The following is a 26,824-nucleotide window of genomic DNA, read 5'->3' as shown; positions in this document are numbered from 1 at the left end:
GGAACCCGCAAAACTCCATCATGGACCCTTCCCCTGGCTTGTCCCTCGCAACAATATTCGCCGACTTCGGCATGATTCTTTTTGCTCTGATCCTGGTTTTGCTCAACGGATTTTTCGTTGCGGCGGAATTTGCCATGGTCAAACTGCGCTCGACCCGGGTCGAAGCCATCGCTGACAAGAACGGCTGGCGCGGGCACATCCTGCGCACCGTACACAGTCAGCTCGATGCATACCTGTCGGCCTGCCAACTGGGTATCACCCTTGCCTCCCTGGGCCTTGGCTGGGTCGGTGAGCCGGCATTCGCGCATATTCTCGAACCGTTGCTTAGCGCGATCGGCGTGGAATCGGCCGAAATCGTCAAGGGCGTGTCGTTCTTCACTGCGTTCTTCATCATTTCATACCTGCACATCGTGGTCGGTGAACTGGCCCCGAAATCCTGGGCAATCCGCAAACCCGAACTGCTGTCGCTATGGACGGCGGTGCCGCTGTACCTGTTCTACTGGGCCATGTACCCGGCCATTTACCTGCTCAACGCCAGCGCCAACACCATCCTGCGCATCGCCGGCCAAGGCGAACCCGGCCCGCATCACGAGCACCACTACAGTCGCGAAGAGCTGAAGCTGATCCTGCACTCCAGCCGTGGCCAGGACCCGAGCGACCAAGGCATGCGCGTACTGGCCTCGGCGGTGGAAATGGGCGAACTGGAAGTGGTCGACTGGGCCAACTCCCGCGAAGACCTGGTGACCCTGGAGTTCAACGCACCGCTCAAGCAGATCCTGGCGATGTTCCGTCGCCACAAGTTCAGCCGCTATCCGGTGTACGACAGCGAGCGCCAGGAGTTCGTCGGCCTGCTGCACATCAAGGATCTGCTGCTGGAACTGGCGGCGCTGGACCACATTCCAGAGTCGTTTAACCTCGCCGAACTGACCCGCCCGCTGGAGCGTGTCTCGCGGCACATGCCGCTGTCGCAGTTGCTGGAGCAGTTCCGCAAGGGCGGCTCGCACTTCGCTGTGGTCGAAGAGGCTGATGGCAACATCATTGGCTACCTGACCATGGAAGACGTGCTGGAAGTGCTGGTAGGCGACATCCAGGACGAACACCGCAAGGCCGAGCGCGGGATCCTCGCGTACCAGCCGGGCAAACTGTTGGTGCGAGGCGATACGCCGCTGTTCAAGGTTGAACGCCTGCTGGGGATCGACCTTGATCACGTCGAAGCCGAAACCCTCGCCGGGCTGGTCTACGAAAGCCTCAAACGGGTGCCGGAAGAGGAAGAAGTGCTGGAAGTCGAAGGTCTGCGGATCATCATCAAGAAGATGAAAGGACCGAAGATCGTTCTGGCCAAGGTGTTGATGCTCGATTGAGGCACGCTCCCAGGGCCTTCGGTGGCATGGGACCTCTGTGGCTTGGGGCTTCTGTGGAGGAGGCTTCCTGTGGCGAGGGGGCTTGCCCCCGCTGGGCTGCGAAGCGGCCCTGAAGTCTTGGGCTTTACTCTGATTGATGCACCTTCATCAAAGGCTTTGGGACGGCTTCGCCGTCCAGCGGGGGCAAGCCCCCTCGCCACAGGCAAGACCCCTCGCCACAGGCAAGACCCCTCACCACAGGCAAGACCCCTCGCCACAGGCAGGCACCCCTCGCCATGTTTGATCGCTGTCGCCGTTATTGCTTGCCCAGCGCAAAGTTGGGCAATGCTCCCACCGGCTGCTTGAACTGGTACGGAATCGACACCAGCCCCATCCCGGTGTTGCGCTGAACCACGAAGTGCAAGTGCGGCCCGCTGCTGTTGCCGGTATTGCCCGATAACGCCAGCGCGCTGCCCACCTCGACTCGTTGACCTTCACCGACCCTGACCGAGCCTTTCTTCAAGTGCAGGTACACGCCCATCGTCCCGTCACTGTGCAGCACCCGCACGAAATTGCCCGATGGATTGCTGCCGCGCCCGGTCTGGCTGTTCTCGACCTTCACCACGACCCCGGCGCGCGCGGCAATGATCGGCGTGCCTTCAGGCATGGCGATGTCCATTGCGTAACGATTCTTCGGTCCATAGTGGCTGTATTGGCCGTTAGCGCCCTGACTTATGCGAAACGGTCCGCCACGCCAGGGCAAGGGGTATCGATAGCCTGTGGCGATCCCAGAGGGGTCACCCAGGGAAAATCTCAACCTGGGGGTGTATGCGATTGGCCTTCCGGCCTTGGTCGCGGTGAGCTGTGCCAGACGAACACTGGTGCGCAGCGGTATCACTCGTCGAATCGGCCGGCCCGGCGCGCCGCTGACGTTCTTCAACCCGGAAAATCCCAGTTCGATTTCGACCGGCGCATACAGGTCATTGCGCACGTACACAGTGTCAACGCCGTCCTTCTTCATCAACACGTAATACACCTGGCGCTCCAGGCGTTCGTCCATACGATCGCGCAACGTAAACACCTTGGAGCCTTTCGTGGGGCGGTCGCTATAGGAGACCACGCCATTGGCGTCGGTGGACTTGTAGATCGTCAAGGCCAAAGCCGGGGCGGCGGCCATGAGCAGACCACATAGAAGCAGCAGGCGCGCGAGCATGGGCGGGATTCTGTCGAGTAAGGCTTGGGACCAAGCCTAGCAGTCGCAATTGACCTGCGTAGTCGGCAGATGTTTCAAAATGGGCAGCCTGGTAAATGTGCGGTGAATTCATTAACCCCATCGCGAACAAGCCCGCTCCCACAATTGAAATGCATTCCAATGTGGGAGCGGGCTTGCTCGCGATGGCATACGGGCAGGCGGCGAAGGTTACGCACCCGGAATAAATTGCTTCTGCGCCGTACCACGGGCGATCAACCGCGAGATGTAATCGAGCTTCTGCGTATCCTGGTCGACAAAACGGAAAGTCAGTTGCAACCACTCGCTGTCGGGCTTTTGTTCGTGGGCCACGACCGCGTGCAGGTAGCCGTTGAGGCGGGCAACTTCGGCGTTATCCCCCTGCTCCAGGTCGAGCACGGCGCTATCAAGAATCTGCGGCAGAGCCTCGGTACGTTTCACCACCAACAGCGCTTCCTTGAGGCTCAAGGCCTTGATTACGCATTGCTGGATGCCGTTCGGCAAGCGCAATTGGCCCTGGCCGCGGCCACTGGCGATTGCAGCCGATGACGAGGCCGCAGGGACTTTGAGCGGCGGGCTGTTCAGCAGGCCTCGGGAGGGATTGGCAGCAGGGCTGGAAGTTGCTGCGCTCACGGCAGGCTTGCCGCTGGTCAACGCGTTCAGAGAGTCATTGCCGTACGGCGAGCTCACTTTACTCGGCGCACTGCTGACCAAGGCGTCGAGCTTGCCCACCTTATGCAACGCCTGTTTGACCTTGTTGACCAGTTGCTCGTTGGTAAATGGCTTGCTGACGTAGCCGGAAACGCCGGCCTGAATCGCCTGGACAACGTTTTCCTTGTCTCCACGGCTGGTCACCATCACGAAGGGCATGGCCTTGAGACCCTCCTGCTCGCGGCACCAGGTCAGGAGTTCCAGACCGGACATTTCCGGCATTTCCCAGTCGCACAGAACCAGATCGAAGGCTTCCTTTACCAGCATGGCCTGGGCCTTTCTGCCATTGATCGCGTCTTCGATGCGCATGCCCGGGAAATGGTTACGCAGGCACTTCTTCACCAGGTCACGAATGAACGAAGCGTCGTCCACGACCAACACACTGACCTTACTCATCCATCACCCCTTAAAAAAGTCCCGGCAAGCATACCGTCTTGCTGATGGCATATTGCCAATAACGCTCAGTCACGCCGGACTTTTCGTTCGCGGGTGCTGCCTTTGGAATTCGTGGGCCGCAAACAAAAACGCCCGGCCAACAGGCCGGGCGTGTTCATTGGGCAATCTTACTTATCGTCAGATTTGCCCGGAACATTAGCGGTTTCCCCGCCGGTTCCTTCAACTTCTTCTTTCATGCGTTTGAGACCCAGGTGACGCACGTCGGTGCCGCGCACCAGGTAAATCACCAGTTCCGAAATGTTGCGCGCGTGGTCGCCGATGCGCTCAAGCGAACGCAGCACCCAGATAATGCTCAAGACGCGCGAGATAGAGCGCGGGTCTTCCATCATGTAGGTGGCCAGCTCACGCAGGGCGGTCTTGTACTCGCGGTCGATGATCTTGTCGTACTGCGCCACCGACAACGCCAGATCGGCGTCGAAGCGGGCAAAAGCGTCCAGTGCGTCGCGGACCATGTTGCGCACCTGGTCGCCGATATGGCGCACCTCGACGTAACCGCGCGGCGCTTCACCTTCTTCGCACAACTGGATGGCGCGACGGGCGATCTTGGTCGCTTCGTCACCGATGCGCTCCAGGTCGATCACCGATTTGGAAATGCTGATGATCAGACGCAAATCGGACGCGGCCGGCTGACGACGGGCCAGAATGCGCAGGCATTCTTCGTCGATGTTGCGTTCCATCTGGTTGATCTGGTCGTCGATCTCGCGAACCTGCTGGGCCAGGCCGGAATCGGCCTCGATCAGCGCGGTGACCGCGTCGTTGACCTGCTTCTCGACCAGCCCGCCCATGGCCAGGAGGTGGCTGCGCACTTCCTCCAGTTCGGCGTTGAACTGCGCGGAAATGTGGTGGGTAAGGCCTTCTTTACTAATCATGTTGGCGTCCTTGGAGCGTCCGGTAAGGTGCGGTGGACCGCAGCGTCAGTTCAATGAGCAACCACAGCTTTCCTAGCCGTAACGACCGGTGATGTAGTCTTCGGTCTGCTTCTTCGCCGGATTGGTGAACAGGGTATCGGTGTCGCCGAACTCCACCAGTTTGCCCATGTACATGAACGCGGTGTAGTCGGAAACCCGTGCCGCCTGTTGCATGTTGTGGGTCACGATGACGATGGTGAACTTGGATTTCAGTTCGTAGATCAGCTCTTCGACTTTCAACGTGGAAATCGGGTCGAGTGCCGAGCACGGTTCATCGAGCAACAGCACTTCCGGCTCCACGGCGATGGTGCGGGCGATCACCAGACGTTGTTGCTGACCACCGGACAGGCCCAGTGCCGACTCGTGCAGGCGGTCCTTGACCTCATCCCACAGCGCCGCGCCTTTCAATGCCCACTCAACGGCTTCGTCCAGTACGCGCTTCTTGTTGATGCCCTGGATGCGCAGGCCGTAGACCACGTTTTCGTAGATGGTTTTCGGGAACGGGTTCGGCTTCTGGAACACCATGCCGACACGGCGACGCAGTTCGGCCACATCTTCGCCCTTGCGGTAGATGTTGTTGCCGTACAGGTTGATCGCACCCTCTACGCGACAGCCGTCAACCAGGTCGTTCATGCGGTTGAAGGTCCGCAGCAGCGTGGACTTGCCGCAGCCGGAAGGGCCGATGAAGGCGGTCACGCGCTGTTTCGGAATGTTCATGCTGACGTCGAAAAGCGCCTGTTTGTCGCCGTAGAACAGGCTCAGGCCCGGTACTTCGATGGCTACGGTTTCCTGCTCGAGGCTCAGGCTCTGCTTGTCGCGACCCAGGGCCGACATGTTGATGCCGTGGGTATGTGTTTCGTGCTGCATGGGAGGCTCCCTGTGCTAACAAATTCGGTTCAGTGAGCCGCAGGCCTTGCCTGCGGTTACGCAATTCTGTCTGTAGGAGCCGGCTTGCTGGCGATGGCATCACCGCGGTGAAACTGGCAGACCGAGTTGCCAGCATCGCCAGCAAGCCGGCTCCTACAGGGTTGTCAGCTATCCAGCGCCTTGTACTTCTCGCGCAGGTGGTTACGGATGTACACCGCCGACAGGTTCAATGTCGCGATCACCAACACCAGCAGCAACGCCGTGGCGTACACCAGCGGTCGTGCCGCTTCGACGTTCGGGCTCTGGAAGCCGACGTCATAGATGTGGAAGCCCAGGTGCATGATTTTCTGATCCAGGTGCAGGTACGGGTAGTTGCCGTCCACCGGCAGCGACGGCGCCAGTTTCACCACACCCACCAGCATCAGCGGCGCCACTTCACCGGCGGCACGGGCCACGGCGAGGATCATGCCGGTCATCATTGCCGGGCTGGCCATCGGGATAACGATCTTCCACAAGGTTTCAGCCTTGGTCGCACCGAGGGCCAACGAGCCTTCGCGCACGGTGCGCGGGATTCGCGCCAGGCCTTCTTCAGTGGCCACGATCACCACCGGCACCGCCAGCAGCGCCAGGGTCAGCGAAGCCCAGAGCAGACCCGGCGTACCGAAGGTCGGCGCCGGCAGCGCTTCCGGGAAGAACAAGCGGTCGACCGAACCACCCAATACGTAAACAAAGAAGCCCAGGCCGAACACGCCGTAAACGATCGCCGGAACGCCAGCCAGGTTGTTCACGGCAATCCGGATGATCCGGGTCAGGGTGTTCTGCTTGGCGTATTCACGCAGGTACACCGCCGCCAGCACGCCGAACGGCGTCACGATCATCGCCATGATCAGCGTCATCATCACGGTGCCGAAAATCGCCGGGAAGATCCCGCCTTCGGTGTTAGCTTCACGCGGGTCGTCCGACAGGAATTCCCAGATCTTGCTGAAGTAGAAACCGACCTTGGTGAACGTACTCATCGCGTTCGGCTGGTAGGCGTGAACCACTTTGCCCAGACCGATTTCGATCTCTTTGCCGTTGGCATCGCGAGCCGTCAAGGCATCGCGGTTGAACTGCGCATGCAGATCGGCCAGACGTGCTTCGATGTCCTGATAACGCGCATTCAGTTCGGCGCGCTCGGATTCCATATCTGCTTGTGCAGCCGGGTCGAGCTTGCCTTCCAGTTCCAGTTTGCGACCGTGCAGACGGATGCGCTCCAGCCCGGCGTTGATTGCACCGATGTCGGTTTTTTCCAGCGACTTCAGTTGCGCTGCGAGGCCGTTCACACGGTTGATCCGCGCTTGCAGCTCAGGCCATGCCGCTTCGCCCTCGGCGATGACCTTCCCGTCCTGTTTGACGTTGACCAGGTAGCCGTAGAAATTGCCCCACTCGCGACGCTCGATCGCCATCAGCTCCGGCGGGGTCGTCTGGTTAGTCAGCCACTCGCCGACGATCCAGCTGAAGTCGTTGCCGTTGAGGTCACGGTTGCCGACCTTGATCAGCTCGCGGGTCATGAACTCCGGGCCTTCGTCAGGCACCGGCAGGCCAGCGCTTTTCAAACGCGCGCGCGGTACTTCTTCTTTCTGCACCACCTCGCCAACGACCAGGTGATTGGCCTGGCCCGGCACGTTGTAGCTGGCGTGGATCAGATCCGCCGGCCAGAAGTGACCCAGGCCGCGCACGGCAATCACTGCCAGCAGGCCAATGGTCATGATGACCGCGATGGACACCGCGCCACCGCTGATCCAGACGCCCGGGGCGCCGCTCTTGAACCATCCTTTCAGGGAGTTCTGTTTCACAGACTTCTACCTTTGCTTAAAGCGACGAGTATTTCTTGCGCAGACGCTGACGAATCAGTTCTGCCAGGGTGTTCATGACGAAGGTGAACAACAGCAGCACCAGCGCCGAGAGGAACAGCACGCGGTAGTGGCTGCCGCCGACTTCCGACTCGGGCATTTCCACCGCAACGTTGGCAGCCAGGGTGCGCAGGCCTTCGAACAGGTTCATTTCCATGACCGGGGTGTTACCGGTGGCCATCAGCACGATCATGGTTTCACCGACCGCACGACCCATGCCGATCATCAACGCCGAGAAGATGCCAGGGCTGGCGGTGAGAATCACCACGCGGGTCATGGTCTGCCACGGCGTCGCACCCAGGGCCAGAGAGCCCAGGGTCAGGCCGCGAGGCACGCTGAACACGGCGTCTTCAGCGATGGAGTAGATGTTCGGGATGACCGCGAAACCCATGGCCAGGCCGACTACCAGAGCGTTGCGCTGGTCGTAGGTAATCCCCAGGTCGTGGGAAATCCACATGCGCATGTCGCCGCCAAAGAACCAGTTTTCCATGAACGGGCTCATGTACAGCGAGAGCCAGCCCACGAACAGGATCACCGGAATCAGCAGCGCACTTTCCCAGCCATCCGGAACTCTCAGGCGGATCGACTCAGGCAGACGGCTGAAGGTGAAACCGGCGACCAGAATGCCGATCGGCAGCAACATCAACAGGCTGAAGATACCCGGCAAATGCCCTTCCACGTATGGCGCGAGGAACAGACCGGCGAAGAAGCCGAGGATCACCGTCGGCATCGCTTCCATCAGCTCGATGACCGGCTTGACCTTGCGGCGCATGCCCGGGGCCATGAAGTACGCGGTGTAGATCGCTGCGGCAACGGCCAGCGGCGCGGCCAGCAACATGGCGTAGAAAGCCGCTTTCAGGGTGCCGAAGGTCAGTGGCGAGAGGCTCAGTTTCGGTTCGAAATCGGTGTTGGCCGCAGTCGATTGCCAGACATATTTAGGCTCGTCGTAGTTCTCGTACCAGACCTTGCTCCACAACGCGCTCCACGACACTTCCGGGTGCGGGTTGTCGAGCAGCAGCGGCTGCAGCTTGCCGCCGGCTTCGACGATAACGCGGTTGGCCCGCGGCGACAGACCGAAAACGCCTTGGGCTTCGGTTACCTGATCCACCAGCAGGGTGCGGTGGGCGGTGCTGTGGAACACGCCGAGCTTGCCGGAGGCGTCGAGGGCAAGGAAGCCCTTGCGGCGCTCTTCGGCGGTGATTTCAACGATCGGCGTGGTGCCCATCTGGAAGGTACGGATCTGCTTGAGGCGCTGTTCGCCATCCGGGTCGCGGGCCATGAACCACTGGGCCAGGCCACCCTTGGAGTCGCCGAGGATCAGCGAGATACCACCCACCAGTTGCGTACTGGCGGTGATTTGCGCTTCGCCATCTTCAAGCAGTTTGTAGCGACCGTTGAGGCTTTTGTCGCGCAGGCTGAACACGTCGGCCTGGGCACGCCCGTTGATCACATACAACCACTGCTGACGCGGGTCGACGAAGATGTTCTTCACCGGCTCGCTCATTTGCGGCAGATCGATACGCTTCTGCTCGTTGGTGATCTCGCCGGTCATCATGTTTTCTTCGCTGGTCAGCGACAAAACATTGAGTTGCGAACCGGTGGCGCCGACCAGCATCAGGGTCGAGTCGTTGGCATTGAGGCTTACGTGCTCCAGGGCACCGCCGGATTCATTAAGCGCGATCGGCGCTTCGCCGTACGGGTACTCGATCGCCGGCGAAATGGTCTTCTTTCCATCCGGGTAGCTGACTTTGTAGGTGTGACGGAACACCAGTGCCTGACCGTTGGACAGGCCCACTGCCACCAGTGGGTGACCTGGCTGATCTTCACCGATGGAGGTCACGGTGGCGCCGGCCGGGACAGCCAGATCGACGCGTTTGAGTTCGGCGCCACTGTCGATATCGAAGAACAGTGCCTGGCCCTTGTCCGAAACCCGCATGGCCACCTGGTTCTGCTCTTCCAGGGAGATCATCAGCGGCTTGCCGGCGTCTTGCATCCAGGCAGGCGTGATGGCGTCCTTGGCGGTCAGTTCGGCACCCTGGAACAGGGGCGCGACGACGTAGGCAAGGAAGAAGAAAATCAGGGTGATCGCGCCGAGCACGGCGAGGCCGCCAACGAGGACGTACCAGCGGGTCAGGCGATCTTTGAGCGCACGGATGCGGCGCTTGCGTTGCAGCTCAGGCGTATTGAAATCAATTCGCTTGGGGGGATTTGTAGTCATGTTGGAATTGGCCAGATCATTCATGCGCACACCCTAGCGATCCTGTATGACAGAAAGATGACAATGCAGTGACGCAACAAATCCGCTGCCAGCAGGGACTGGCAGTGGATAGAGAATTTGGGGGGTGTAGGAGCCGGCTTGCTGGCGAAAAATGGTACATCCGACGCGTTTTCTGCGGATGGATGACCATCGCCAGCAAGCCGGCTCCTACAGAGCCCGGAGTAAATCCGGACTCAATTTGTTACTTTTTTGCGACTTCAGCGCCGCCTTCCTGCAGACCCAGGTCAGCCAGTGCTTTTGCAGCAACCTTGGCTGGCAACGGGATGTAGCCGTCTTTCACAACAACTTCCTGACCCTGTTTGGACAGAATCAGTTTCACGAACTCGGCTTCCAGCGGGGCCAGAGGCTTGTTCGGGGCTTTGTTGACGTAAACGTAGAGGAAGCGCGACAGCGGGTACTTGCCGTTCAGGGCGTTTTCTTCGGTGTCTTCGACGAAATCGGTGCTGCCTTTCTTGGCCAGAGCTACCGTTTTCACGCTTGCGGTCTTGTAGCCGATACCCGAGTAACCAACGCCGTTCAGCGAGGAGCTGATCGACTGCACGACCGAAGCCGAACCAGGTTGTTCGTTGACGTTTGGCTTGAAGTCGCCTTTGCACAAGGCTTCTTCTTTGAAGTAGCCGTAGGTGCCCGATACCGAGTTACGACCGAACAACTGAACCGGCTTGTTCGCCAGGTCGCCGGTCACACCCAGGTCGCCCCAGGTTTTCACGTCGGTTTTAGCACCGCACAGGCGAGTGGACGAGAAGATCGCGTCGACTTGCTCCATGGTCAGACCCTTGATCGGGTTGTCCTTGTGTACGAATACTGCCAGAGCATCCACGGCAACCGGGATAGCGGTTGGCTTGTAGCCATATTTGGTTTCGAAGGCTTGCAGCTCGTTGTCCTTCATCTTGCGGCTCATCGGGCCCAGGTTAGCGGTGCCTTCAGTCAGCGCAGGTGGCGCGGTCGAAGAACCGGCGGCCTGAATCTGGATGTTTACGTTCGGGTATTCTTTTTTGTAGTTCTCAGCCCAGAGGGTCATGAGGTTGGCCAAGGTATCGGAACCAACGCTGGACAGGTTGCCCGACACACCAGTGGTCTTGGTGTAGCTCGGGATAGCAGGGTCAACAGCGGCAACCGCGTTGGCAGTCGCAACGCCAGCAGCGACAAAAGTCATTGCCGCCATCAAACGCTTCAGTTTCATGCCTTACTCCTAGCAGATAGGGTGTGTTAAGTCGGGGCCAAGTATCAGCAGGCCGTGTGAACACTCTATGGCTGAAATATGACAATTGGATGAAAGGCCAGTATTTGGGTTTTGCAGGCATACCGCGTCATCGTTCTTCGCGAGCAAGCCCGCTCCCACATTTAACCGAGTTCCTCAGGAGAATTGCGGTCGCAGGTGGGAGCGGGCTCGCTCGCGAAGGCGAAAGTGAAGTCAATACATAATCGGGATCAACGCCCCTTCTTCCACAACCAGACACCCACCACGATCCCGACCCCACACAGCACCGCCACATAATAAGCAGGCCCCATCGCACTCTCCTTGAGCAACAGGCTGACAATCATCGGTGTCAGGCCACCGAAGATGGCGTAAGCCACGTTGTAGGAGAACGACAGACCGCTGAAGCGCACGACCGGTGGAAAGGCCTTGACCATCACATAGGGTACCGCACCGATGGTGCCGACCAGCAGACCGGTCACGGCGTACATAGGGAAAAGCCAGTCGGGGTGATCGGCCAGGCTGTGGTAGAAGGTCCAGGAACTGGCCAGCAACGCCGCGCAGCCAAAGACAAAGACCCGCCCGGCGCCGAAGCGATCCGCCAGCGCCCCCGCAACGACGCAGCCGATACTCAGGAACACGATCGCCACACTGTTGGATTGCAAAGCCGTGGTCGGCGAGAAGTGGTAGACCGTCTGCAACACGGTTGGCGTCATCAGGATGAGCACCACAATAGCGGCGGACAGCAGCCAGGTCAGCAGCATCGAAATCGCGATGGCACCACGATGGTCACGCAGCACCGCGCGCAGCGGCACTTCTTCAGCCAGCGCCTTGCGTTGTTGCAACTCGGCGAACACCGGTGTTTCGTGCAGCCAGCGGCGCAGGTACACCGAGAACAGCCCAAACACCCCCCCGAGCAGGAACGGAATACGCCAGGCGTAATCCGCCACTTCCACAGGGGTATAAATGCTGTTGATTGCCGTGGCGACCAGTGAACCGAGGAGGATGCCCGCCGTCAGACCGCTGGTGAGGGTGCCGCAGGCATAACCGATGTGCCGTTGCGGGACGTGCTCGGAAACGAAGACCCAGGCGCCCGGCACTTCACCACCAATCGCCGCGCCCTGAATCACTCGCATCAACAGCAACAGGATTGGCGCCCACATACCGATCTGCGCATAGGTCGGCAGCAGGCCCATGATCAGGGTCGGCACAGCCATCATGAAAATGCTCAGGGTGAACATCTTCTTGCGGCCCAGCAGGTCGCCGAAGTGTGCCATCACGATCCCGCCCAGCGGCCGCGCCAGGTAGCCGGCGGCGAATATGCCGAAGGTCTGCATCAGGCGCAGCCATTCGGGCATGTCGGCCGGGAAGAACAGCTTGCCCACTACCGTGGCGAAGAATACGAAGATGATGAAATCGTAAAACTCCAGCGCACCACCCAGGGCGGACAACGACAGAGTCTTGTAGTCACTGCGGGTCAATGGACGGGCGGGTTGGTCTGGCTGCGCGATGCTCGAGGGCGCTGTGGTCATGGCAAGGGCTTCTCTTATAGTCGAATCTGCTACCTCAACAACGCTGGCTGAGGCTTGGGCAGGTCCGGCACCATAGCAAATTGTTCGAAAAAGCACATAGAGGCGCGTTTTTGACAGTCAAAATGAGAACCGGACGGTCGTCTCGGAGTCTACCGACCGATATACTCGTGTTCTTGCAACAGATTGAAAGGGTTGCTGTGCGAAAGCGCCTGCCGGGTTGTAGGCGATTTCGCAGAGTTTCCCTTTAGTTGCCTTACGAAAAACGTGACGAACGTAGTATGTTCGGTGCTGAATCGTTTTTCCCGAAGACGGCTACCACCAGCAGTACCAACGAAGAGTCACGGGTCAGAGGCACCCCCGGAATGATAGAGCTCGAACAAGAAGATCCAATCCCGCAAGGCGACCTGGCCCTGCAAATCACCGCGCTCCCCCGCGAAACCAACGGCTTCGGCGATATTTTCGGCGGCTGGCTGGTAGCGCAAATGGATCTGGCAGGCACCGCAATGGCCAGCAAGGTCGCCGGCGGACGCGTGGCCACCGTGGCGATCGATCGCATGGCGTTCCTGGTTCCGGTGGCGGTAGGTGCTCAGCTCTCCTTCTATACCCAGGCACTGGAAATCGGCCGCAGCTCGATCAAGATGATGGTCGAAGTCTGGAGCGACGATCCGCTGTCCAGCGAATGGCGTAAAGTGACGGAAGCGGTTTTTGTGTTCGTTGCCATTGATGGCAGTGGTCGTACCCGTTCGGTTCCGCCCAGGGCTCGTTAATCCGGACAGCGTAAACCTGACGAGCATTTTGCGGTCCATAGCCGTCCTTGTTCCTGATTGAGAGCTGTCCCATGAGTACGCCCAACGTTGAAGCCGTAAAACTGGATGAACTGAACTGCTGGCGAATCCGCCATGGTCAGGCCGAATTACTGGTGGCCCAGCAAGGCGCGCACATCCTCAGTTATCAACTGGTCGGCCAACCGCCACTGATCTGGCTTAACGACGAGGCCGTGTTCAAGACCGGCCAGAACATCCGCGCCGGTGTACCGGTGTGCTGGCCGTGGTTCGGCAACTTTGCTCGCAACCCGCAGAGCGTCCAGGCCATGCGTATCAGTGATCAAGCGCCGACGGCTCATGGGCTGGTTCGGGCCATGGACTGGGAATTGGGTGGCATAGAAGCCGAAGGCGACAGCCTGAAGATCGAGTTTCTCCTGCCCTACCCCGAAGGCGGACTGCCGGGCTGGCCACATCAGGTGGGCCTGAAGCTGGCTATTCGTCTCGATGAGCAATTGCACATCAGCCTGACCAGCCACAACCAGAGCGCTGAAACCGTCAGCATCAGCCAGGCGCTGCACAGTTATTTCGCGGTCAGCGATGTTCGCCAAGTGCATGTCGAAGGGGTGGATGGCTTGAGTTACATCGAAACCCTGGATGACTGGAAAACCGTGACGCAGACCGGCGACCTGAATTTCAGCGGCGAGACCGACCGAATCTACCTCGACGCTCCAGAAAAACTCAGCATCGTCGACCCGGCCTGGGAGCGACGCATCGAACTCACCAGCAGCGGTTCGCGCACAGCGGTGATCTGGAACCCATGGATCGATCGCGCCGCCGCTTTCAGTGACATGGCCGACGATGGCTGGCAGCGCATGCTGTGCATCGAAACGGCGAATGTGATGGGCGACGTGGTGAACCTGGCCCCGGGCGCCAGTCATACATTGGGCGTCAGTATCGGCAGCAAATCGCTCTAGGCAACTCTAAAAATCAATGTGGGAGCGGGCTTGCTCGCGAAAGGGCCATCACATTCAACATCCAGTTGACTGATAACCTGCTTTCGCGAGCAAGCCCGCTTCCACATGTGGATCTCTTATAAATCCGACTCTTTCACAACCCGCACTTTCGCCGCATCCAGCGCATACGCCGCATCAGCCAGGTCATTGCTGACCTTCTCGATCTTCAACGTTCCGGTCACCCATAGCGGCGTGTAGATATCGTTCAGCTTCAGGCCTTTGGGGTAGCGCACCAGTACCAGTTGATTGGGCGGCGGAGGCGGCACGTGAATGCAGGCACCGGGGTACGGCACGAGGAAAAACAGCGTGCTGTTGCCCTTGGCATCGGACTCCAGCGGCACGGGATAACCGCCGATACGAATGTTCTTGTCGTTCATCGACGGCACGGTTTTGCTCGAGTACATCACCGCCGGTAAACCCTTGCTCTGTTTCATGCCACCTTTTTCGGTAAAGGTGCCATTGGCCTCGGGGGTGTCGTGGTCGATTTCGGGCATGGCCTCGAGGGCTTTCTGGTCCGACTTGGGCATCAGTTCGAGCCAATCGGTTTCCGGCAGGTCGCCGGCGTGGGCAAGGCCCGTACCCAGAAACAGAAGAGTAATCAGAAGACGGCGCATGAAGGGGCTCGGAAAGTGGAAGAACAGAAAACGCCGAGCATTCTAGCCCTCCTGGCTGCCTTGCCGGAGAGGGCTTTGTCGCCTGGATCAGTTCTTTTTGATGAGTCCGTACACCACCAGCAGCACCACGGCGCCCACCAGCGCACCGATGAAGCCTGCGCCCTGGCCAGCCGAATAAATACCCAGTGCCTGGCCGCCGTAAGTAGCCGCCAGCGAACCGCCGATACCGAGCAAAATGGTCATGATCCAGCCCATGCTGTCATCGCCTGGTTTCAGGAACCGTGCCAGCAGGCCAACAATCAAGCCGATAAAGATGGTTCCGATAATTCCCATGGCATTCCCCTCTTAATGAAGTCGCTACTCAAAAGCCTAGTCAGGCTTTCGTAACCTGCCATGAGAGAACGGTGTACCCGGAAGGTTCCACCGCTGCACATAAAAACTATTCGGCGATCAGTGCTTCCACCTTGAGGATCTGGGCTGCCAGTGTCTCTCGGTCCGCACAACGCAGGTTGGCGTGACCCACCTTGCGACCGGCCTTGAAGGCCTTGTCGTAGTGATGCAAATGGCAGTCGGCAATCGCCAGGACTTTTTCCGTGTCCGGCACTTTACCGATGAAGTTGAGCATCGCGCTTTCACCGACTTTTGCTGTCGAACCCAGTGGCAGACCGGCAACCGCCCGCAGGTGGTTTTCGAACTGGCTGCACTCGGCGCCTTCGGTGGTCCAGTGCCCGGAGTTGTGCACTCGCGGGGCGATTTCGTTGGCCTTGAGGCCACCGTCGACTTCAAAGAACTCGAACGCCATCACGCCGACATAATCCAGCTGCTTGAGCACGCGACTGGAGTAGTCCTCGGCCAGGGCTTGCAGCGGGTGGTCGGTGCTGGCCACGGACAGCTTGAGGATGCCGCTGTCGTGGGTGTTGTGCACCAGCGGATAGAAGCGGGTTTCGCCGTCGCGGGCACGTACGGCGATCAGCGAAACTTCGCCGGTGAACGGTACAAAGCCTTCCAGCAGACAGGCCACGCTGCCCAGTTCGGCGAAGGTGCCGATCACGTCTTCAGGGGTGCGCAGAACCTTCTGGCCCTTGCCGTCGTAACCCAGGGTCCGGGTCTTCAGCACAGCCGGCAGACCAATGGATGCCACCGCGGCGTCCAGATCGGCCTGGGACTGGATGTCGGCAAACGCCGGGGTTGGAATCCCCAGGTCCTTGAACATGCTCTTCTCGAACCAGCGATCCCGGGCGATGCGCAGGGCTTCGGCACTCGGGTAGACCGGGACGAACTGCGAGAGGAACGCCACGGTTTCTGCCGGAACGCTTTCGAACTCGAACGTTACCAGATCGACTTCATCGGCCAGTTGGCGCAGATGGTCCTGATCGCCGTAATCGGCTCGCAGGTGCTCGCCCAACGCGGCTGCGCAAGCATCCGGCGCCGGGTCCAGGAAAGCGAATTTCATACCCAGCGGAGTACCCGCCAGCGCCAACATGCGACCCAACTGGCCGCCACCGATTACACCGATCTTCATCGTCAACAACCTCAGGCGATGCGTGGGTCTGGATTGTCCAGGACGCTGTCTGTCTGCTCAGCACGGAAGGTTTTCAGCACCTCATGGAACTGCGGGTGCTTGGCGCCCAGGATGCTCGCCGACAACAGTGCTGCGTTGATTGCACCGGCCTTGCCGATGGCCAGGGTGGCAACCGGAATGCCCGCCGGCATCTGTACGATAGAGAGCAGCGAGTCGACGCCCGAGAGCATCGCCGACTGTACCGGTACGCCCAGTACCGGCAAGTGGGTCTTGGCCGCACACATGCCAGGCAAGTGGGCTGCGCCACCGGCACCAGCGATGATCACCTCGATGCCTCGCGCTTCGGCCTCTTCGGCGTACTGGAACAGCAGGTCCGGGGTGCGGTGGGCAGAAACCACTTTCACCTCGTAAGGGATGCCGAGCTTTTCCAGCATATCGGCGGTGTGGCTAAGGGTGGACCAATCGGACTTGGAGCCCATGATCACGCCAACCAGTGCACTCATCGTCGTGCCTCTTCTCTCTGGGCGCCCGCAGGCGCGTCAAAAACAACAAGCCACGCAGAATGCGTGGCTTGATTGTACGAAAAATGGCCGGTCGTAACCGGCCGAAGGCCGCGCAGTATACCTCAATGAAGCAGATAAACAGCCCCCAGTGCGACCATCTGTCATTTGCCGCAAGCCGGTGAATTTATTGACTCGCAGGTCAGCCGAAATAGCCCAACCCTAGAGGGCAATTCAATTACTCGAATGCGCGATTCTCTACACCAATCAATTCTTTGAAAGTTGAATCTGCATAGGGCTTCGACGTCATGCAACAGCAAGAAATATACCTGGAGTCGCGAAACCAATACGTCTTGGTTAGTTTGACTATCGCTGAGGACCATTAATGTTTTTCAGCCCCGATATTCCAATAGCTATTTATTTTAGCCTTACTCAAGAAGTAATTCAGAAAGGACTCAGGGATGACTTCGATACCGCAGACAAAAAACGCCATTACCATTTTCGCCATCGTTCATGATGACGTTCCGAAATCAACGAGCAAAACGATTTATGCCGACTACTTCCAACCTCTCGTAAGAGAGCTGGAAAGCTTCACCGAGCGAAAAGTCCACGTCGTTTTCAGCGGCGGCAAGCCTTACAGCAACTTCGATTACAAAGGCGAAGATACAACGAAGACCCTGCGGCGCTGGGAAGCTCTGGGTCATGAATATCTGGTTGAAATGAGAAAAGAGGGTTTTGATACAGATCTTTTGACCAAAGTCATTTTGGTTACAAATGATATGTTGAATGCTAGAGAAGCAGGAGTCGCACTTGTTTGGGCCCCAACCAACGCCGGAACATTTGCCATCGCATCACTGGCCTCCTATTCGACAGTAGGCCATGAAATTGGTCACTTACTGGGAGCCAAACATGAGGACTCGCAAGTTCAGTACAACGGCTGGTGGGCCGAAACCTATATGATCCCAGAGCGAGACATTATCAGATCCAATGCCTACGCCTTCAGCCCCGCCAACCGACAAAACATCAAGAACTACCTGGCCAAGAAAGATTGACGTCATCGCTCCCATTAACGACAGGAGCAAAGTAAACGCTTCTGCCGATACCGGCCTAAACGCTGGCGCTTGCCGCACCGCCTTCAAGCTTGCGCCACAACAACCGGACATTGGCCTTGCGCACCAGCGCACAGCGATACAGGCGAATCTCCAGCGGCACATGCCATTGCGGCCCGCCACAGACCACCAACTCACCGCGCGCCAGTTCGGCGCGCACACTCAATTGCGGCACCCAGGCGATACCCAACCCTTCCAGGGCCATGCTTTTCAGGCTGTCAGCCATGGCGGTTTCGTAGACAGTAGTGAAACGCAACGCCCGTTGACGCAACAGCATGTTCACCGAACGACCAAGAAAAGCCCCGGCGCTATAGGCCAGGAGTGGCACGCTGCCCTCGCCTTCCAGATCGAACAGCGGCTGGCCCTGCGCGTCCGCCGCGCAGACTGGCAACATCTCGGTATGGCCAAGGTGCAGCGACGGGAAGATTTCCGGGTCCATCTGCAGCGCCGCGTCCGGGTCGTAGAACGCCAGCATCAGATCGCAGCCGCCTTCGCGCAATGCATGCACGGCGTCACCGACGTTAGTCGCCACCAGGCGTGTGGCGATGTTCAAGCCTTCGTTGCGCAACTGGGCGATCCAGCGCGGGAAAAAACCCAGCGCCAATGAGTGTGCGGCGGCGACCTGCATCACCTCGCCCTGCCCACCCTCCAGATGATGGAGATGGCGCAGCACTTCACCCAACTGTTCGACCACGGTGCGCGCGGTAACCAGAAACAATTGACCCGCCGCTGTCAGCTCCACCGGCGTGCGCGAGCGGTTGACCAGCGTCAGCCCCAGTGCGGCTTCAAGGCTGCGAATTCGCCGACTGAACGCCGGCTGGGTCACGAAGCGCCGCTCGGCTGCCTGGGAGAAGCTGCGGGTGGCGGCCAGGGCACTAAAGTCCTCCAGCCATTTGCTTTCCAGATTCATCACGCCCTCCCGGGTACGCACCAATTTAGGTCACACGTTCGCCGTCAACACGGCGTCACACGGACATTATGCCGAATGTGCATAGGCTAGTGTTTAACAGCATTGGCCCAAAATTCTGCACAAGCCTAGCATTCACAGCGTTCCGGCACAGACCGGGTCCATATTGAGATGATTTCTATCATGTCCTCCGCTGCATCATTCCGCACAGAAAATGACCTGCTTGGCGCACTCGAAGTACCTGCGCAAGCGTATTACGGTATCCAGACCCTGCGAGCGGTGAATAACTTCCGCCTCTCGGGCGTTCCGATCTCGCACTACCCGAAACTGGTTGTCGGTCTGGCCATGGTTAAACAGGCCGCCGCTGACGCCAACCGTGAGCTGGGTCACCTGAGCGAAGCCAAGCACGCTGCCATCAGCGAAGCCTGTGCACGTCTGATCCGCGGCGACTTCCACGAAGAATTCGTGGTGGACATGATTCAAGGCGGCGCTGGCACTTCGACCAACATGAATGCCAACGAAGTGATCGCCAACATCGCACTGGAGACCATGGGTCACCAGAAAGGCGAGTACCAGTACCTGCACCCGAACGATGACGTGAACATGGCGCAGTCGACCAACGACGCCTACCCGACGGCCATCCGCCTGGGTCTGCTGTTGGGTCACGACACCCTGCTCGCCAGCCTCGACAGCCTGATTCAGGCGTTCGCGGCCAAGGGTAAAGAATTCGATCACGTCCTGAAAATGGGCCGTACCCAACTGCAAGATGCCGTGCCGATGACCCTCGGTCAGGAATTCCGTGCCTTCGCCACCACCATGGGCGAAGACCTGGCCCGTCTGAAGACGCTGGCCCCGGAACTGCTGACTGAAGTGAACCTGGGCGGCACCGCGATCGGTACCGGCATCAACGCCGACCCGCGTTATCAGGCGCTGGCGGTACAGCGTCTGGCGCTGATCAGCGGTCAACCGCTGGTGCCAGCGGCCGACCTGATCGAAGCCACCTCCGACATGGGCGCCTTCGTGCTGTTCTCCGGGATGCTCAAGCGCACCGCGGTCAAGCTTTCGAAGATCTGCAACGACTTGCGCCTGCTGTCCAGCGGCCCACGCACCGGCATCAACGAAATCAACCTGCCAGCGCGTCAGCCAGGCAGCTCGATCATGCCCGGCAAGGTCAACCCGGTTATCCCGGAAGCTGTGAACCAGGTTGCATTCCAGGTCATCGGTAACGACCTGGCGCTGACCATGGCGGCCGAAGGCGGCCAGCTGCAACTGAACGTGATGGAGCCGCTGATCGCTTTCAAGATCTTCGACTCGATCCGCCTGCTGCAACGCGCCATGGACATGCTGCGCGAGCACTGCATCGTCGGCATCACCGCCAACGAAGCCCGCTGCCGCGAACTGGTCGAGCACTCGATCGGCCTGGTCACCGCACTGAACCCATACATCGGCTACAAAAATGCCACCCGTATCGCCGGTATCGCCCTTGAAAGCGGCCGCGGCGTGCTGGAACTGGTGCGCGAAGAAGGTCTGCTCGACGAAGCCATGCTCGCCGACATCCTGCGCCCGGAAAACATGATTGCTCCGCGTCTGGTGCCCCTGAAGGCATAACCTGACACGTTACTTGTAGCACCGCTCACCAGGTCGAGGGACTAGACACCTCTCACCTTTTGAGGGCCTGGAGATCGCTCTGCAGGCCCTTTTTTTTGATTTTTTTCTGCAAGCAAAACCTGACGCACCACAATAGGGCAGACGAACGGTACGCTCATCGGTATAGTGCCGCCCCTCTTCGCGTGAGCGGTCGGCGGTAGCGAGACCAGTCACATGCGAAACCCGAACTAATAACAAACCCGCGATATGAAGCCGGGACGAACATCGACCCGCCGTTTGCGCCGAGCGCAAGCGGAAGTAACTCGATGTGTCTGTCCGGCCAACATTGCCTACACAAAAAACAGCGAGGAATACTCCATGCTCGAAGTCATCAACGACTTCCTCTCAGGGAAAGTACTGATCGTGCTCATTGTCGGGCTCGGTAGCTACTTCACGATCCGCTCGCGTTTCGTTCAACTGCGTCACTTCTTCCACATGTTCACGGTTTTCGGCGACAGCCTCAAAAGCAGCGCCGGGCAACTCAGTTCCTTCCAGGCCTTGATGCTCAGCCTCGCCGGCCGGGTTGGCGCAGGCAACATCGCCGGTGTCGGCATCGCCGTAACCCTCGGCGGCCCCGGTGCAGTGTTCTGGATGTGGGTAACCGCGCTGGTCGGTATGTCCAGCAGCTTCTTCGAATGCTCCCTCGGCCAGCTCTACAAGCGCTGTGATTCCGAAGGCCAGTTCCGTGGCGGCCCGTCCTATTACATCCAGCACGGCCTGCAAAAACGCTGGCTGGGCATGGTCATGGCGTTCCTCCTGCTTGTGACCTTCGGCTTCGCCTTCAACGGCTTGCAAGCCCATGCCGTGACCCATTCGCTGAACAATGCATTCGGCTTCGACACCACCTGGACCGGCATAGGTCTGGCTGCACTGCTGGGCCTGGTGTTCATCGGCGGGATCAAACGCATCGCCAAGGTCGCCGACCTGCTGGTGCCGGTGAAAACCCTGGCGTATATCGGCGTGACCATCTACGTGATCGTGCTGCAATTCGACCAGGTGCCGGGCATGCTGATGACCATTGTCAAAAGCGCGTTCGGTCTGGACCAAGCCTTCGGCGGCCTGATCGGCACTGCAATCGTCATGGGCGTGAAGCGCGGCGTGTTCGCCAACGAAGCCGGTCTCGGCAGTGCGCCAAACGTGGCCGCCGTCGCGTCGGTCGAGCATCCGGTAGCCCAAGGTGTGGTGCAGGCGTTCAGCGTGTTCCTCGACACCTTCGTGATCTGCACCTGCACCGCGCTGCTGATCCTGCTGTCGGGCTTCTACACCCCAGGCTTCGAAGGTGACGGCATCGCGCTGACCCAGAACTCCCTGGCCGCCGTGGTCGGTGACTGGGGCCGGATGTTCATTTCCGTGGCGCTGGCATTGTTCGTGTTCACCTCGATCCTCTACAACTACTACCTGGGCGAGAGCAACCTGCGCTTTATGATCGGTGAAAACCGCAAGGCATTGATGGGTTACCGTGCGCTGGTACTGATGCTGATCTTCTGGGGTGCCATCGAAAACCTCGGTACCGTGTTCGCCTTTGCCGACATCACCATGACCATGCTCGCGTTCGTCAACCTGATCGCCCTGTTCCTGCTGTTCAAGGTCGGTATGCGCATCCTGCGTGACTACGATGACCAGCGCGCTGCCGGGATCAAGACGCCGGTGTTCGATTCGAGCAAATTCCCCGATCTGGATCTCGATCGCCAGGCATGGCCGGCCAATCCGCCTGCCGCTGCTCAAGCTCAGGCCGAGCAACAAGGCGTGACCGCAGCGCAACGCTGATCGGTTAAAGTGCGCAATCCCTTGTGGGAGCGAGCCTGCTCGCTCCCACAGGACGTCATTGTTCTCGGAGAACCTCCATGAATTCGTCGACCTACCCTGCCGCTCAGCACGTCATGGTGCTCTACACCGGTGGCACCATCGGCATGCAGGCCAGCGCCCACGGGCTGGCCCCGGCGTCCGGTTTCGAAGCGCGGATGCGAGACTACCTGCACAGCCAACCGCAATTGGTGGTGCCACAGTGGCGCTTTCGCGAGATGTCGCCACTGATCGACAGCGCCAACATGACCCCGACCTACTGGCAGCAACTGCGCGAAGCCGTAGTCGACGCCGTCGATGTACAAGGTTGCGACAGCGTACTGATCCTGCACGGCACCGACACCCTGGCCTATAGCGCCGCGGCCATGAGTTTTCAGTTGTTGGGCATGCAGGCCCGCGTGTGCTTCACCGGCTCAATGCTTCCTGCCGGCGCAACTGACAGTGATGCCTGGGAAAACCTCAGCGGCGCGCTGGTTGCCTTGGGCCAGGGCCTGGCGCCGGGCGTACACCTGTACTTCCACGGGGAGCTGCTGGATCCGACGCGCTGCGCGAAAGTACGCAGTTTTGGCCGGAATCCGTTCAAGCGTCTGGCGCGTCAGGGTGGTGGCGAGAAGGCGATTTCGACTCCCGCCGCACTGAGTTACAACCAGCCACGGCCGTTGGCGAATGTTGCCGTGCTGCCACTGTTTCCCGGTGTCGGTTCCGAAGTTGTGAATGGCTTGATCAACAGCGGCATTCAAGGCCTGGTTCTCGAGTGCTATGGCAGTGGCACCGGACCCAGTGACAACCCTGAGTTCCTCGCCAGCCTCGGCCGTGCGCGGGACAACGGCGTGGTCGTGGTCGCGGTAACGCAGTGCCATGAAGGCGGCGTCAAGCTGGACGTGTACGAGGCTGGCAGCCGTTTGCGTGGCGTTGGCGTATTGTCCGGCGGCGGGATGACCCGTGAGGCCGCGTTCGGCAAGCTGCATGCGCTGCTGGGTGCAGGGCTTGAAACGCAAGAAGTCCGCCGCCTCGTTGAGCTCGACCTTTGCGGCGAGTTGAGCTGACAGAACACAAAACCTGTGGCGCGAGCAAGCTCGCTCCCACAGGCAATAAAAAAATCCTGGCGATTGATCGTCAGCGCCACACGTTTTGAAGACGACCAAGCGCTTCGCTGATCGCGGCTTCAGGCACTGCCGCAAACCCCAGGACCAGTCCTGCTCGCAGGTCCAGCGGGGTTTGTGAATCCGGCAGCCAATAACTGCTGAGGGCATTGATCTCGACATCGACACTCGCAGCTTTCTCGATCAGCTCCTGCTCGCGGGCCCGGGACTCGACAGGCACCGTCATATGCAGCCCTGCCGCGACAGTCGGCAGGCTGCCCACACCGGGAATATCCTTCGGCCAACCGGCCAGCAAGGTGTTGCGTCGGCTCAGGGCCGCGCGGCGCATGCGCCGCACGTGCCGCTGGAAATGCCCGGCCGCCATGAACTCGGCCATCACCGCCTGGGTGCTGACCTCGGAGTGACGTACGTCCACGGCACGGCGCCGGGAAAACGCGTCCACCAGCCCCATAGGCAACACCAGATATCCCAGGCGTAATGCCGGAAACGCCACTTTGCCGAAGGTGCCCACGTAAAGTACCCGTCCTTGCCGGTCCAACGCCGCCAGAGGTGCCAGAGGCGCACCGCTGTAGCGGTACTCGCCATCGTAATCATCCTCGACTATCCAGCCCTGGCTACGCTCGGCCCAGGCCAGCAGCTCCAGGCGCCGAGCGAGGCTCATGACCACGCCTGTGGGGTACTGGTGTGACGGCGTAACATACGCCAGCCGGCAATCACCGAGCCTCGCCAGCTCACCACAGTCGATTCCCTCGCCGTCCACCGCCACCCCATGCAAACGCGCTCCGGCAACGGCGAAGGCATGAGCGGCTGCCCGATACCCGGGATTTTCAATCGCCACCCCAGCGCCCGGCTCCACCAACAACTGTGCACAAAGGCTAATCCCCTGCTGCGCGCCACTGGTGATCACAATTTGCTCAGCGGTGCATTGCATACCACGGGAACTGCGCAAGTAGGCGGCAATCATTCCACGCAGCCGCGCATCGCCGGCCGGATCGCCGTAACACAGTTGCTGCAGATCCGGTTTGCGCCAGAAAGCCGCGTTCAGCTTGGCCCAGACCTCAAAAGGGAATAGATCAAAAGCCGGAACACCGACTCGAAATGCACGGGGCGGACCACTTGGGGGCATGGCCAAATGGTTCTTTTCGACGCGAGTCAACGCATCACTGTGGATAACCTTGCTGGATGGATCCACAGGTAAATCGGGCCAATTTGTGGATAAGGCTGTGGGTAAGCCTGTTGAAAACCCTGTGGATACTTTTGTGGATAATTTTTTTGCCGACAGTGCCGCCTGAGGTAATTGCGCCACATAAGTACCGTCACCGACTCGCCCCTCAATGAAGCCTTCGGCATACAGCTGGTCGTAGGCCCGCACTACGCTATTGCGCGAAATCGCTAACGCCGCTGCCAGGTCACGACTGGCGGGAAGACGCGTACCGCTGGCCAATCGACCGTCGAGGACGCGAAGGCGCAGCGCCTGATAAAGCTGGCGGCTCAGTCCCTGACGGCGATCAAGTTCAATGCCCGCAGGGTTGAAGGATAGCGAAAGTGGCACGTCCGACATGGTAATGGACCTATGAAATTGGTCATTAATGGCTCTTACAACAGACCAATAGCCTGCCTAGGATGCAGACATTCTCCAAGGAAAACTTTCCATGTACTTACCCAGAGCTTTTGCCATCGACGACTTACAGGAACTGCAGCAGCAGATCCACTGCACCCGCCTTGCCATGCTGGTCACCCATGGTGAGCAAGGTCTGCAGGCCAGCCACTTGCCGTTACTGCTGAACACCGAACAAGGCCCGAACGGCACCCTCTACGGTCACTTCGCCAAAGCTAACCCGCAATGGAAGGAGTTGCAGAACGGTGCCGAGGCGCTGGTGATATTTGCCGGAGCGGACGCTTACGTGAGCCCCGGGTTCTATCCGAGCAAGGCCGAGCACGGCAAAGTAGTGCCGACCTGGAACTACGTCGCTGTACACGCATATGGCACTGCCGAAGTGTTCACCGACGCCCAGCGCCTGCTCCATCTGGTCAGCAGCCTGACTGATCGTCATGAGGCCGGTCAGGCCCGCCCATGGAAAGTCGCCGACGCCCCCGCCGATTACATCGATGGCATGCTCAAGGCCATCGTCGGTTTTGCCCTGCCGATCCAGCGCCTGGAAGGCAAACGCAAACTCGGTCAGAACCGCAATAGTGCAGACATCGCCGGCGTGCGCGAAGGGCTCAGTGCCAGCCCTGATGCCCGCGACCAGGCAGTAGCCCACCTGATGCCCAAGGAATGAACATGACTCAGATCGAAATCCGCCAGGTCAGCGCCGACGATTACGCCGCCTGGCTGCCGTTGTGGCAGGCGTACCTGCGCTTCTACAACACCGATCTGCCGCAAGCCGTCACCCAAAGCACCTGGCAGCGCATGCTCGCCCCTAACGAACCGACCCACGCAGCCCTCGCCTGGGCAGACGGCAAAGCCGTGGGCATGGTGCATTTCATCTACCATCGTTCGAACTGGAGCATCGAGGACTCCTGCTACCTGCAGGACCTGCTGGTGACACCTGAAACACGGGGCACCGGCGTCGGCCGGCAACTGATTGAGTTCGTCTACTCCACGGCCAAGGCAGACGGTTGCTGTAAGGTGCATTGGCTGACCCACGAAACCAACGCTACCGCGATCCAGCTCTATGAACGCATCGCCGAGCGCCCCGGTTTCATCCAGTTTCGCAAAGCCATTTAAGGTTCAAGGAGAACAGCATGACGACTTCACCCGCCGACTGGAAAGGCGCCCCGGCCCCCGCGACTCAGCTAATCGAAGGCCGTTTCATCCGCCTGGAAAAACTCGACCCGGCGCGCCACGGCGACGGCTTGTTCAACGCCCTGCAAGGCCCTGGCGCCGACCCGAAGCTATGGGATTACTTGCCGTACGGCCCATTCCCCGAGCGCAGTGCGTTCCACGATTGGCTGAACAATCATGCCGCTAACAGTGATCCGTACTTCTTCAGCGTGATCGACAAAGCGACGGGCGAAGTCCAAGGCATTCTCAGCCTGATGTCGATCGTTCCGGCCCAGGGCCGTATCGAAATCGGCCACGTCACCTTTGGCGCGCCAATGCAGCGCTCGCCGAAGAGTACCGAGGCGGTTTACCTGCTGGCTAAAGAATCCTTTGCCCTGGGTTACCGTCGCCTGGAATGGAAATGCAACAACGACAACGCCCGCTCCAAATACGCGGCCGAGCGCCTGGGCTTCAGTTTTGAAGGCGTGTTCCGCCAGCACATGGTGGTCAAGGGCAAGAATCGCGACACGGCGTGGTACTCGATTCTCGACTCGGAATGGCCGGCAATCGGCGCGGGGTTCGAGCACTGGTTGAGTGATGAGAACCAGACGGCGTCGGGGCAGGTAAAAGGGTTGGTGGAGTGCCGGGGCTAAGGCCTCTCAAAT

Annotated in this window: 24 protein-coding genes; 10 read left to right on the top strand and 14 right to left on the bottom strand. The window is 59.6% G+C overall.

Going from position 1 to position 26,824, the window contains the following annotated elements; all coding sequences use genetic code 11:
- The first annotated feature begins 20 nt into the window (after nucleotides 1–20).
- Nucleotides 21–1,361: a hemolysin family protein gene (locus tag KW839_RS04275; protein ID WP_060540206.1), complete on the top strand. Its 1,341-nt coding sequence runs from the start codon at nucleotides 21–23 to the stop codon at nucleotides 1,359–1,361.
- Between the two features lie 295 nt (nucleotides 1,362–1,656).
- Here the strand turns inward: KW839_RS04275 and KW839_RS04270 are convergent, their stop codons facing one another.
- The 8 genes from KW839_RS04270 to KW839_RS04235 form a co-directional block, all read right to left on the bottom strand.
- Nucleotides 1,657–2,553, bottom strand: coding sequence for a peptidoglycan DD-metalloendopeptidase family protein (locus tag KW839_RS04270; RefSeq protein WP_218423528.1), 897 nt, complete (start codon nucleotides 2,551–2,553; stop codon nucleotides 1,657–1,659).
- Between the two features lie 207 nt (nucleotides 2,554–2,760).
- The gene (locus KW839_RS04265) at nucleotides 2,761–3,675 is read right to left on the bottom strand and encodes a response regulator (RefSeq protein WP_060540208.1); all 915 of its coding nucleotides are present in this window, start codon (nucleotides 3,673–3,675) and stop codon (nucleotides 2,761–2,763) included.
- 167 nt (nucleotides 3,676–3,842) lie between these two features.
- The gene (gene phoU, locus KW839_RS04260) at nucleotides 3,843–4,604 is read right to left on the bottom strand and encodes a phosphate signaling complex protein PhoU (protein ID WP_060540209.1); all 762 of its coding nucleotides are present in this window, start codon (nucleotides 4,602–4,604) and stop codon (nucleotides 3,843–3,845) included.
- 72 nt (nucleotides 4,605–4,676) lie between these two features.
- A complete protein-coding gene (gene pstB, locus KW839_RS04255; RefSeq protein WP_060540210.1) occupies nucleotides 4,677–5,510 on the bottom strand; it encodes a phosphate ABC transporter ATP-binding protein PstB in 834 nt (277 codons plus the stop codon).
- Between the two features lie 164 nt (nucleotides 5,511–5,674).
- Nucleotides 5,675–7,345, bottom strand: a complete 1,671-nt coding sequence (pstA, locus tag KW839_RS04250; protein ID WP_218423527.1) for a phosphate ABC transporter permease PstA — start codon at nucleotides 7,343–7,345, stop codon at nucleotides 5,675–5,677.
- Nucleotides 7,346–7,361: 16 nt separating this feature from the next.
- Nucleotides 7,362–9,644 carry an ABC transporter permease subunit gene (locus KW839_RS04245; RefSeq protein ID WP_218423526.1) on the bottom strand — a complete coding sequence of 761 codons (2,283 nt, stop codon included), beginning with the start codon at nucleotides 9,642–9,644 and terminating at the stop codon, nucleotides 7,362–7,364.
- A gap of 217 nt (nucleotides 9,645–9,861) precedes the next feature.
- The gene (locus tag KW839_RS04240; RefSeq protein WP_060540213.1) at nucleotides 9,862–10,863 is read right to left on the bottom strand and encodes a phosphate ABC transporter substrate-binding protein PstS; all 1,002 of its coding nucleotides are present in this window, start codon (nucleotides 10,861–10,863) and stop codon (nucleotides 9,862–9,864) included.
- Nucleotides 10,864–11,111: 248 nt separating this feature from the next.
- Complete coding sequence (locus KW839_RS04235) at nucleotides 11,112–12,410, bottom strand: MFS transporter (protein WP_218423519.1); 1,299 nt, start codon at nucleotides 12,408–12,410, stop codon at nucleotides 11,112–11,114.
- Between the two features lie 362 nt (nucleotides 12,411–12,772).
- Here KW839_RS04235 and KW839_RS04230 point away from each other — a divergent pair, with 362 nt between their 5' ends.
- A complete protein-coding gene (locus KW839_RS04230) occupies nucleotides 12,773–13,177 on the top strand; it encodes an acyl-CoA thioesterase (RefSeq protein WP_007942704.1) in 405 nt (134 codons plus the stop codon).
- Nucleotides 13,178–13,248: 71 nt separating this feature from the next.
- A complete protein-coding gene (locus KW839_RS04225; RefSeq protein ID WP_060540215.1) occupies nucleotides 13,249–14,148 on the top strand; it encodes a D-hexose-6-phosphate mutarotase in 900 nt (299 codons plus the stop codon).
- Nucleotides 14,149–14,264: 116 nt separating this feature from the next.
- Here the strand turns inward: KW839_RS04225 and KW839_RS04220 are convergent, their stop codons facing one another.
- From KW839_RS04220 to purE, 4 genes are all read right to left on the bottom strand, one after another.
- Nucleotides 14,265–14,801 (bottom strand): DUF3299 domain-containing protein, encoded by a 537-nt coding sequence (locus tag KW839_RS04220; RefSeq protein ID WP_060540216.1) that lies wholly within the window; start codon nucleotides 14,799–14,801, stop codon nucleotides 14,265–14,267.
- A gap of 87 nt (nucleotides 14,802–14,888) precedes the next feature.
- Nucleotides 14,889–15,134 carry a GlsB/YeaQ/YmgE family stress response membrane protein gene (locus KW839_RS04215; protein ID WP_060540217.1) on the bottom strand — a complete coding sequence of 82 codons (246 nt, stop codon included), beginning with the start codon at nucleotides 15,132–15,134 and terminating at the stop codon, nucleotides 14,889–14,891.
- Nucleotides 15,135–15,240: 106 nt separating this feature from the next.
- Nucleotides 15,241–16,323 (bottom strand): 5-(carboxyamino)imidazole ribonucleotide synthase, encoded by a 1,083-nt coding sequence (locus KW839_RS04210; RefSeq protein ID WP_060540218.1) that lies wholly within the window; start codon nucleotides 16,321–16,323, stop codon nucleotides 15,241–15,243.
- A gap of 11 nt (nucleotides 16,324–16,334) precedes the next feature.
- Nucleotides 16,335–16,826: a 5-(carboxyamino)imidazole ribonucleotide mutase gene (gene purE, locus KW839_RS04205; protein WP_008030713.1), complete on the bottom strand. Its 492-nt coding sequence runs from the start codon at nucleotides 16,824–16,826 to the stop codon at nucleotides 16,335–16,337.
- A gap of 458 nt (nucleotides 16,827–17,284) precedes the next feature.
- Here purE and KW839_RS04200 point away from each other — a divergent pair, with 458 nt between their 5' ends.
- On the top strand, nucleotides 17,285–17,875 hold the full coding sequence (locus KW839_RS04200) for a reprolysin-like metallopeptidase (protein WP_218423517.1): 591 nt from the start codon (nucleotides 17,285–17,287) through the stop codon (nucleotides 17,873–17,875).
- Nucleotides 17,876–17,930: 55 nt separating this feature from the next.
- On the opposite strand, the gene KW839_RS04195 is transcribed toward KW839_RS04200, so the two are convergent.
- Nucleotides 17,931–18,842 (bottom strand): LysR substrate-binding domain-containing protein, encoded by a 912-nt coding sequence (locus tag KW839_RS04195; protein WP_060540220.1) that lies wholly within the window; start codon nucleotides 18,840–18,842, stop codon nucleotides 17,931–17,933.
- 180 nt (nucleotides 18,843–19,022) lie between these two features.
- Here KW839_RS04195 and aspA point away from each other — a divergent pair, with 180 nt between their 5' ends.
- The 3 genes from aspA (at nucleotide 19,023) to KW839_RS04180 (ending at nucleotide 23,335) form a co-directional block, all read left to right on the top strand.
- The gene (gene aspA, locus KW839_RS04190) at nucleotides 19,023–20,447 is read left to right on the top strand and encodes an aspartate ammonia-lyase (RefSeq protein WP_060540221.1); all 1,425 of its coding nucleotides are present in this window, start codon (nucleotides 19,023–19,025) and stop codon (nucleotides 20,445–20,447) included.
- Between the two features lie 357 nt (nucleotides 20,448–20,804).
- A complete protein-coding gene (locus KW839_RS04185; RefSeq protein WP_060540222.1) occupies nucleotides 20,805–22,253 on the top strand; it encodes a sodium:alanine symporter family protein in 1,449 nt (482 codons plus the stop codon).
- Nucleotides 22,254–22,330: 77 nt separating this feature from the next.
- Nucleotides 22,331–23,335, top strand: a complete 1,005-nt coding sequence (locus KW839_RS04180) for an asparaginase (RefSeq protein ID WP_218423516.1) — start codon at nucleotides 22,331–22,333, stop codon at nucleotides 23,333–23,335.
- A gap of 70 nt (nucleotides 23,336–23,405) precedes the next feature.
- Here KW839_RS04180 and KW839_RS04175 read toward each other — a convergent pair whose 3' ends face one another.
- A complete protein-coding gene (locus KW839_RS04175; RefSeq protein WP_218423514.1) occupies nucleotides 23,406–24,953 on the bottom strand; it encodes a PLP-dependent aminotransferase family protein in 1,548 nt (515 codons plus the stop codon).
- Between the two features lie 91 nt (nucleotides 24,954–25,044).
- Between KW839_RS04175 and KW839_RS04170 the strand changes: the two genes are divergently transcribed.
- Genes KW839_RS04170 through KW839_RS04160 form a run of 3 tightly spaced genes read left to right on the top strand, consistent with a single transcriptional unit; the run spans nucleotide 25,045 to nucleotide 26,812 of the window.
- The gene (locus KW839_RS04170) at nucleotides 25,045–25,674 is read left to right on the top strand and encodes an FMN-binding negative transcriptional regulator (RefSeq protein WP_060540225.1); all 630 of its coding nucleotides are present in this window, start codon (nucleotides 25,045–25,047) and stop codon (nucleotides 25,672–25,674) included.
- Nucleotides 25,675–25,676: 2 nt separating this feature from the next.
- Nucleotides 25,677–26,123, top strand: a complete 447-nt coding sequence (locus KW839_RS04165) for a GNAT family N-acetyltransferase (protein WP_218423512.1) — start codon at nucleotides 25,677–25,679, stop codon at nucleotides 26,121–26,123.
- Between the two features lie 17 nt (nucleotides 26,124–26,140).
- Nucleotides 26,141–26,812 carry a GNAT family N-acetyltransferase gene (locus tag KW839_RS04160; protein ID WP_060540227.1) on the top strand — a complete coding sequence of 224 codons (672 nt, stop codon included), beginning with the start codon at nucleotides 26,141–26,143 and terminating at the stop codon, nucleotides 26,810–26,812.
- Nucleotides 26,813–26,824 lie beyond the last annotated feature (12 nt).

This window comes from Pseudomonas sp. PDM31 (assembly GCF_019218965.1).
In the GTDB taxonomy this organism is placed as follows: Bacteria; Pseudomonadota; Gammaproteobacteria; order Pseudomonadales; family Pseudomonadaceae; genus Aquipseudomonas.
Note: the sequence above shows the minus strand (reverse complement) of the source record. Positions and strands in the feature narration are given on the sequence as shown.

Bases quoted from the DNA above. Each gene is read 5' to 3' on its own strand.
- KW839_RS04220 (WP_060540216.1), bottom strand. From the start codon at position 14,801: ATGCGCCGTCTTCTGATTACTCTTCTGTTTCTGGGTACGGGCCTTGCC.
- KW839_RS04225 (WP_060540215.1), top strand. From the start codon at position 13,249: ATGAGTACGCCCAACGTTGAAGCCGTAAAACTGGATGAACTGAACTGC.
- KW839_RS04185 (WP_060540222.1), top strand. From the start codon at position 20,805: ATGCTCGAAGTCATCAACGACTTCCTCTCAGGGAAAGTACTGATCGTG.
- KW839_RS04165 (WP_218423512.1), top strand. From the start codon at position 25,677: ATGACTCAGATCGAAATCCGCCAGGTCAGCGCCGACGATTACGCCGCC.
- KW839_RS04240 (WP_060540213.1), bottom strand. From the start codon at position 10,863: ATGAAACTGAAGCGTTTGATGGCGGCAATGACTTTTGTCGCTGCTGGC.
- phoU (WP_060540209.1), bottom strand. From the start codon at position 4,604: ATGATTAGTAAAGAAGGCCTTACCCACCACATTTCCGCGCAGTTCAAC.
- KW839_RS04160 (WP_060540227.1), top strand. From the start codon at position 26,141: ATGACGACTTCACCCGCCGACTGGAAAGGCGCCCCGGCCCCCGCGACT.
- KW839_RS04245 (WP_218423526.1), bottom strand. From the start codon at position 9,644: ATGAATGATCTGGCCAATTCCAACATGACTACAAATCCCCCCAAGCGA.
- KW839_RS04215 (WP_060540217.1), bottom strand. From the start codon at position 15,134: ATGGGAATTATCGGAACCATCTTTATCGGCTTGATTGTTGGCCTGCTG.
- KW839_RS04180 (WP_218423516.1), top strand. From the start codon at position 22,331: ATGAATTCGTCGACCTACCCTGCCGCTCAGCACGTCATGGTGCTCTAC.
- KW839_RS04175 (WP_218423514.1), bottom strand. From the start codon at position 24,953: ATGTCGGACGTGCCACTTTCGCTATCCTTCAACCCTGCGGGCATTGAA.
- aspA (WP_060540221.1), top strand. From the start codon at position 19,023: ATGTCCTCCGCTGCATCATTCCGCACAGAAAATGACCTGCTTGGCGCA.
- KW839_RS04200 (WP_218423517.1), top strand. From the start codon at position 17,285: ATGACTTCGATACCGCAGACAAAAAACGCCATTACCATTTTCGCCATC.
- KW839_RS04195 (WP_060540220.1), bottom strand. From the start codon at position 18,842: ATGAATCTGGAAAGCAAATGGCTGGAGGACTTTAGTGCCCTGGCCGCC.
- KW839_RS04170 (WP_060540225.1), top strand. From the start codon at position 25,045: ATGTACTTACCCAGAGCTTTTGCCATCGACGACTTACAGGAACTGCAG.
- pstB (WP_060540210.1), bottom strand. From the start codon at position 5,510: ATGCAGCACGAAACACATACCCACGGCATCAACATGTCGGCCCTGGGT.
- KW839_RS04265 (WP_060540208.1), bottom strand. From the start codon at position 3,675: ATGAGTAAGGTCAGTGTGTTGGTCGTGGACGACGCTTCGTTCATTCGT.
- KW839_RS04275 (WP_060540206.1), top strand. From the start codon at position 21: ATGGACCCTTCCCCTGGCTTGTCCCTCGCAACAATATTCGCCGACTTC.
- KW839_RS04230 (WP_007942704.1), top strand. From the start codon at position 12,773: ATGATAGAGCTCGAACAAGAAGATCCAATCCCGCAAGGCGACCTGGCC.
- purE (WP_008030713.1), bottom strand. From the start codon at position 16,826: ATGAGTGCACTGGTTGGCGTGATCATGGGCTCCAAGTCCGATTGGTCC.
- KW839_RS04235 (WP_218423519.1), bottom strand. From the start codon at position 12,410: ATGACCACAGCGCCCTCGAGCATCGCGCAGCCAGACCAACCCGCCCGT.
- KW839_RS04270 (WP_218423528.1), bottom strand. From the start codon at position 2,553: ATGCTCGCGCGCCTGCTGCTTCTATGTGGTCTGCTCATGGCCGCCGCC.
- KW839_RS04210 (WP_060540218.1), bottom strand. From the start codon at position 16,323: ATGAAGATCGGTGTAATCGGTGGCGGCCAGTTGGGTCGCATGTTGGCG.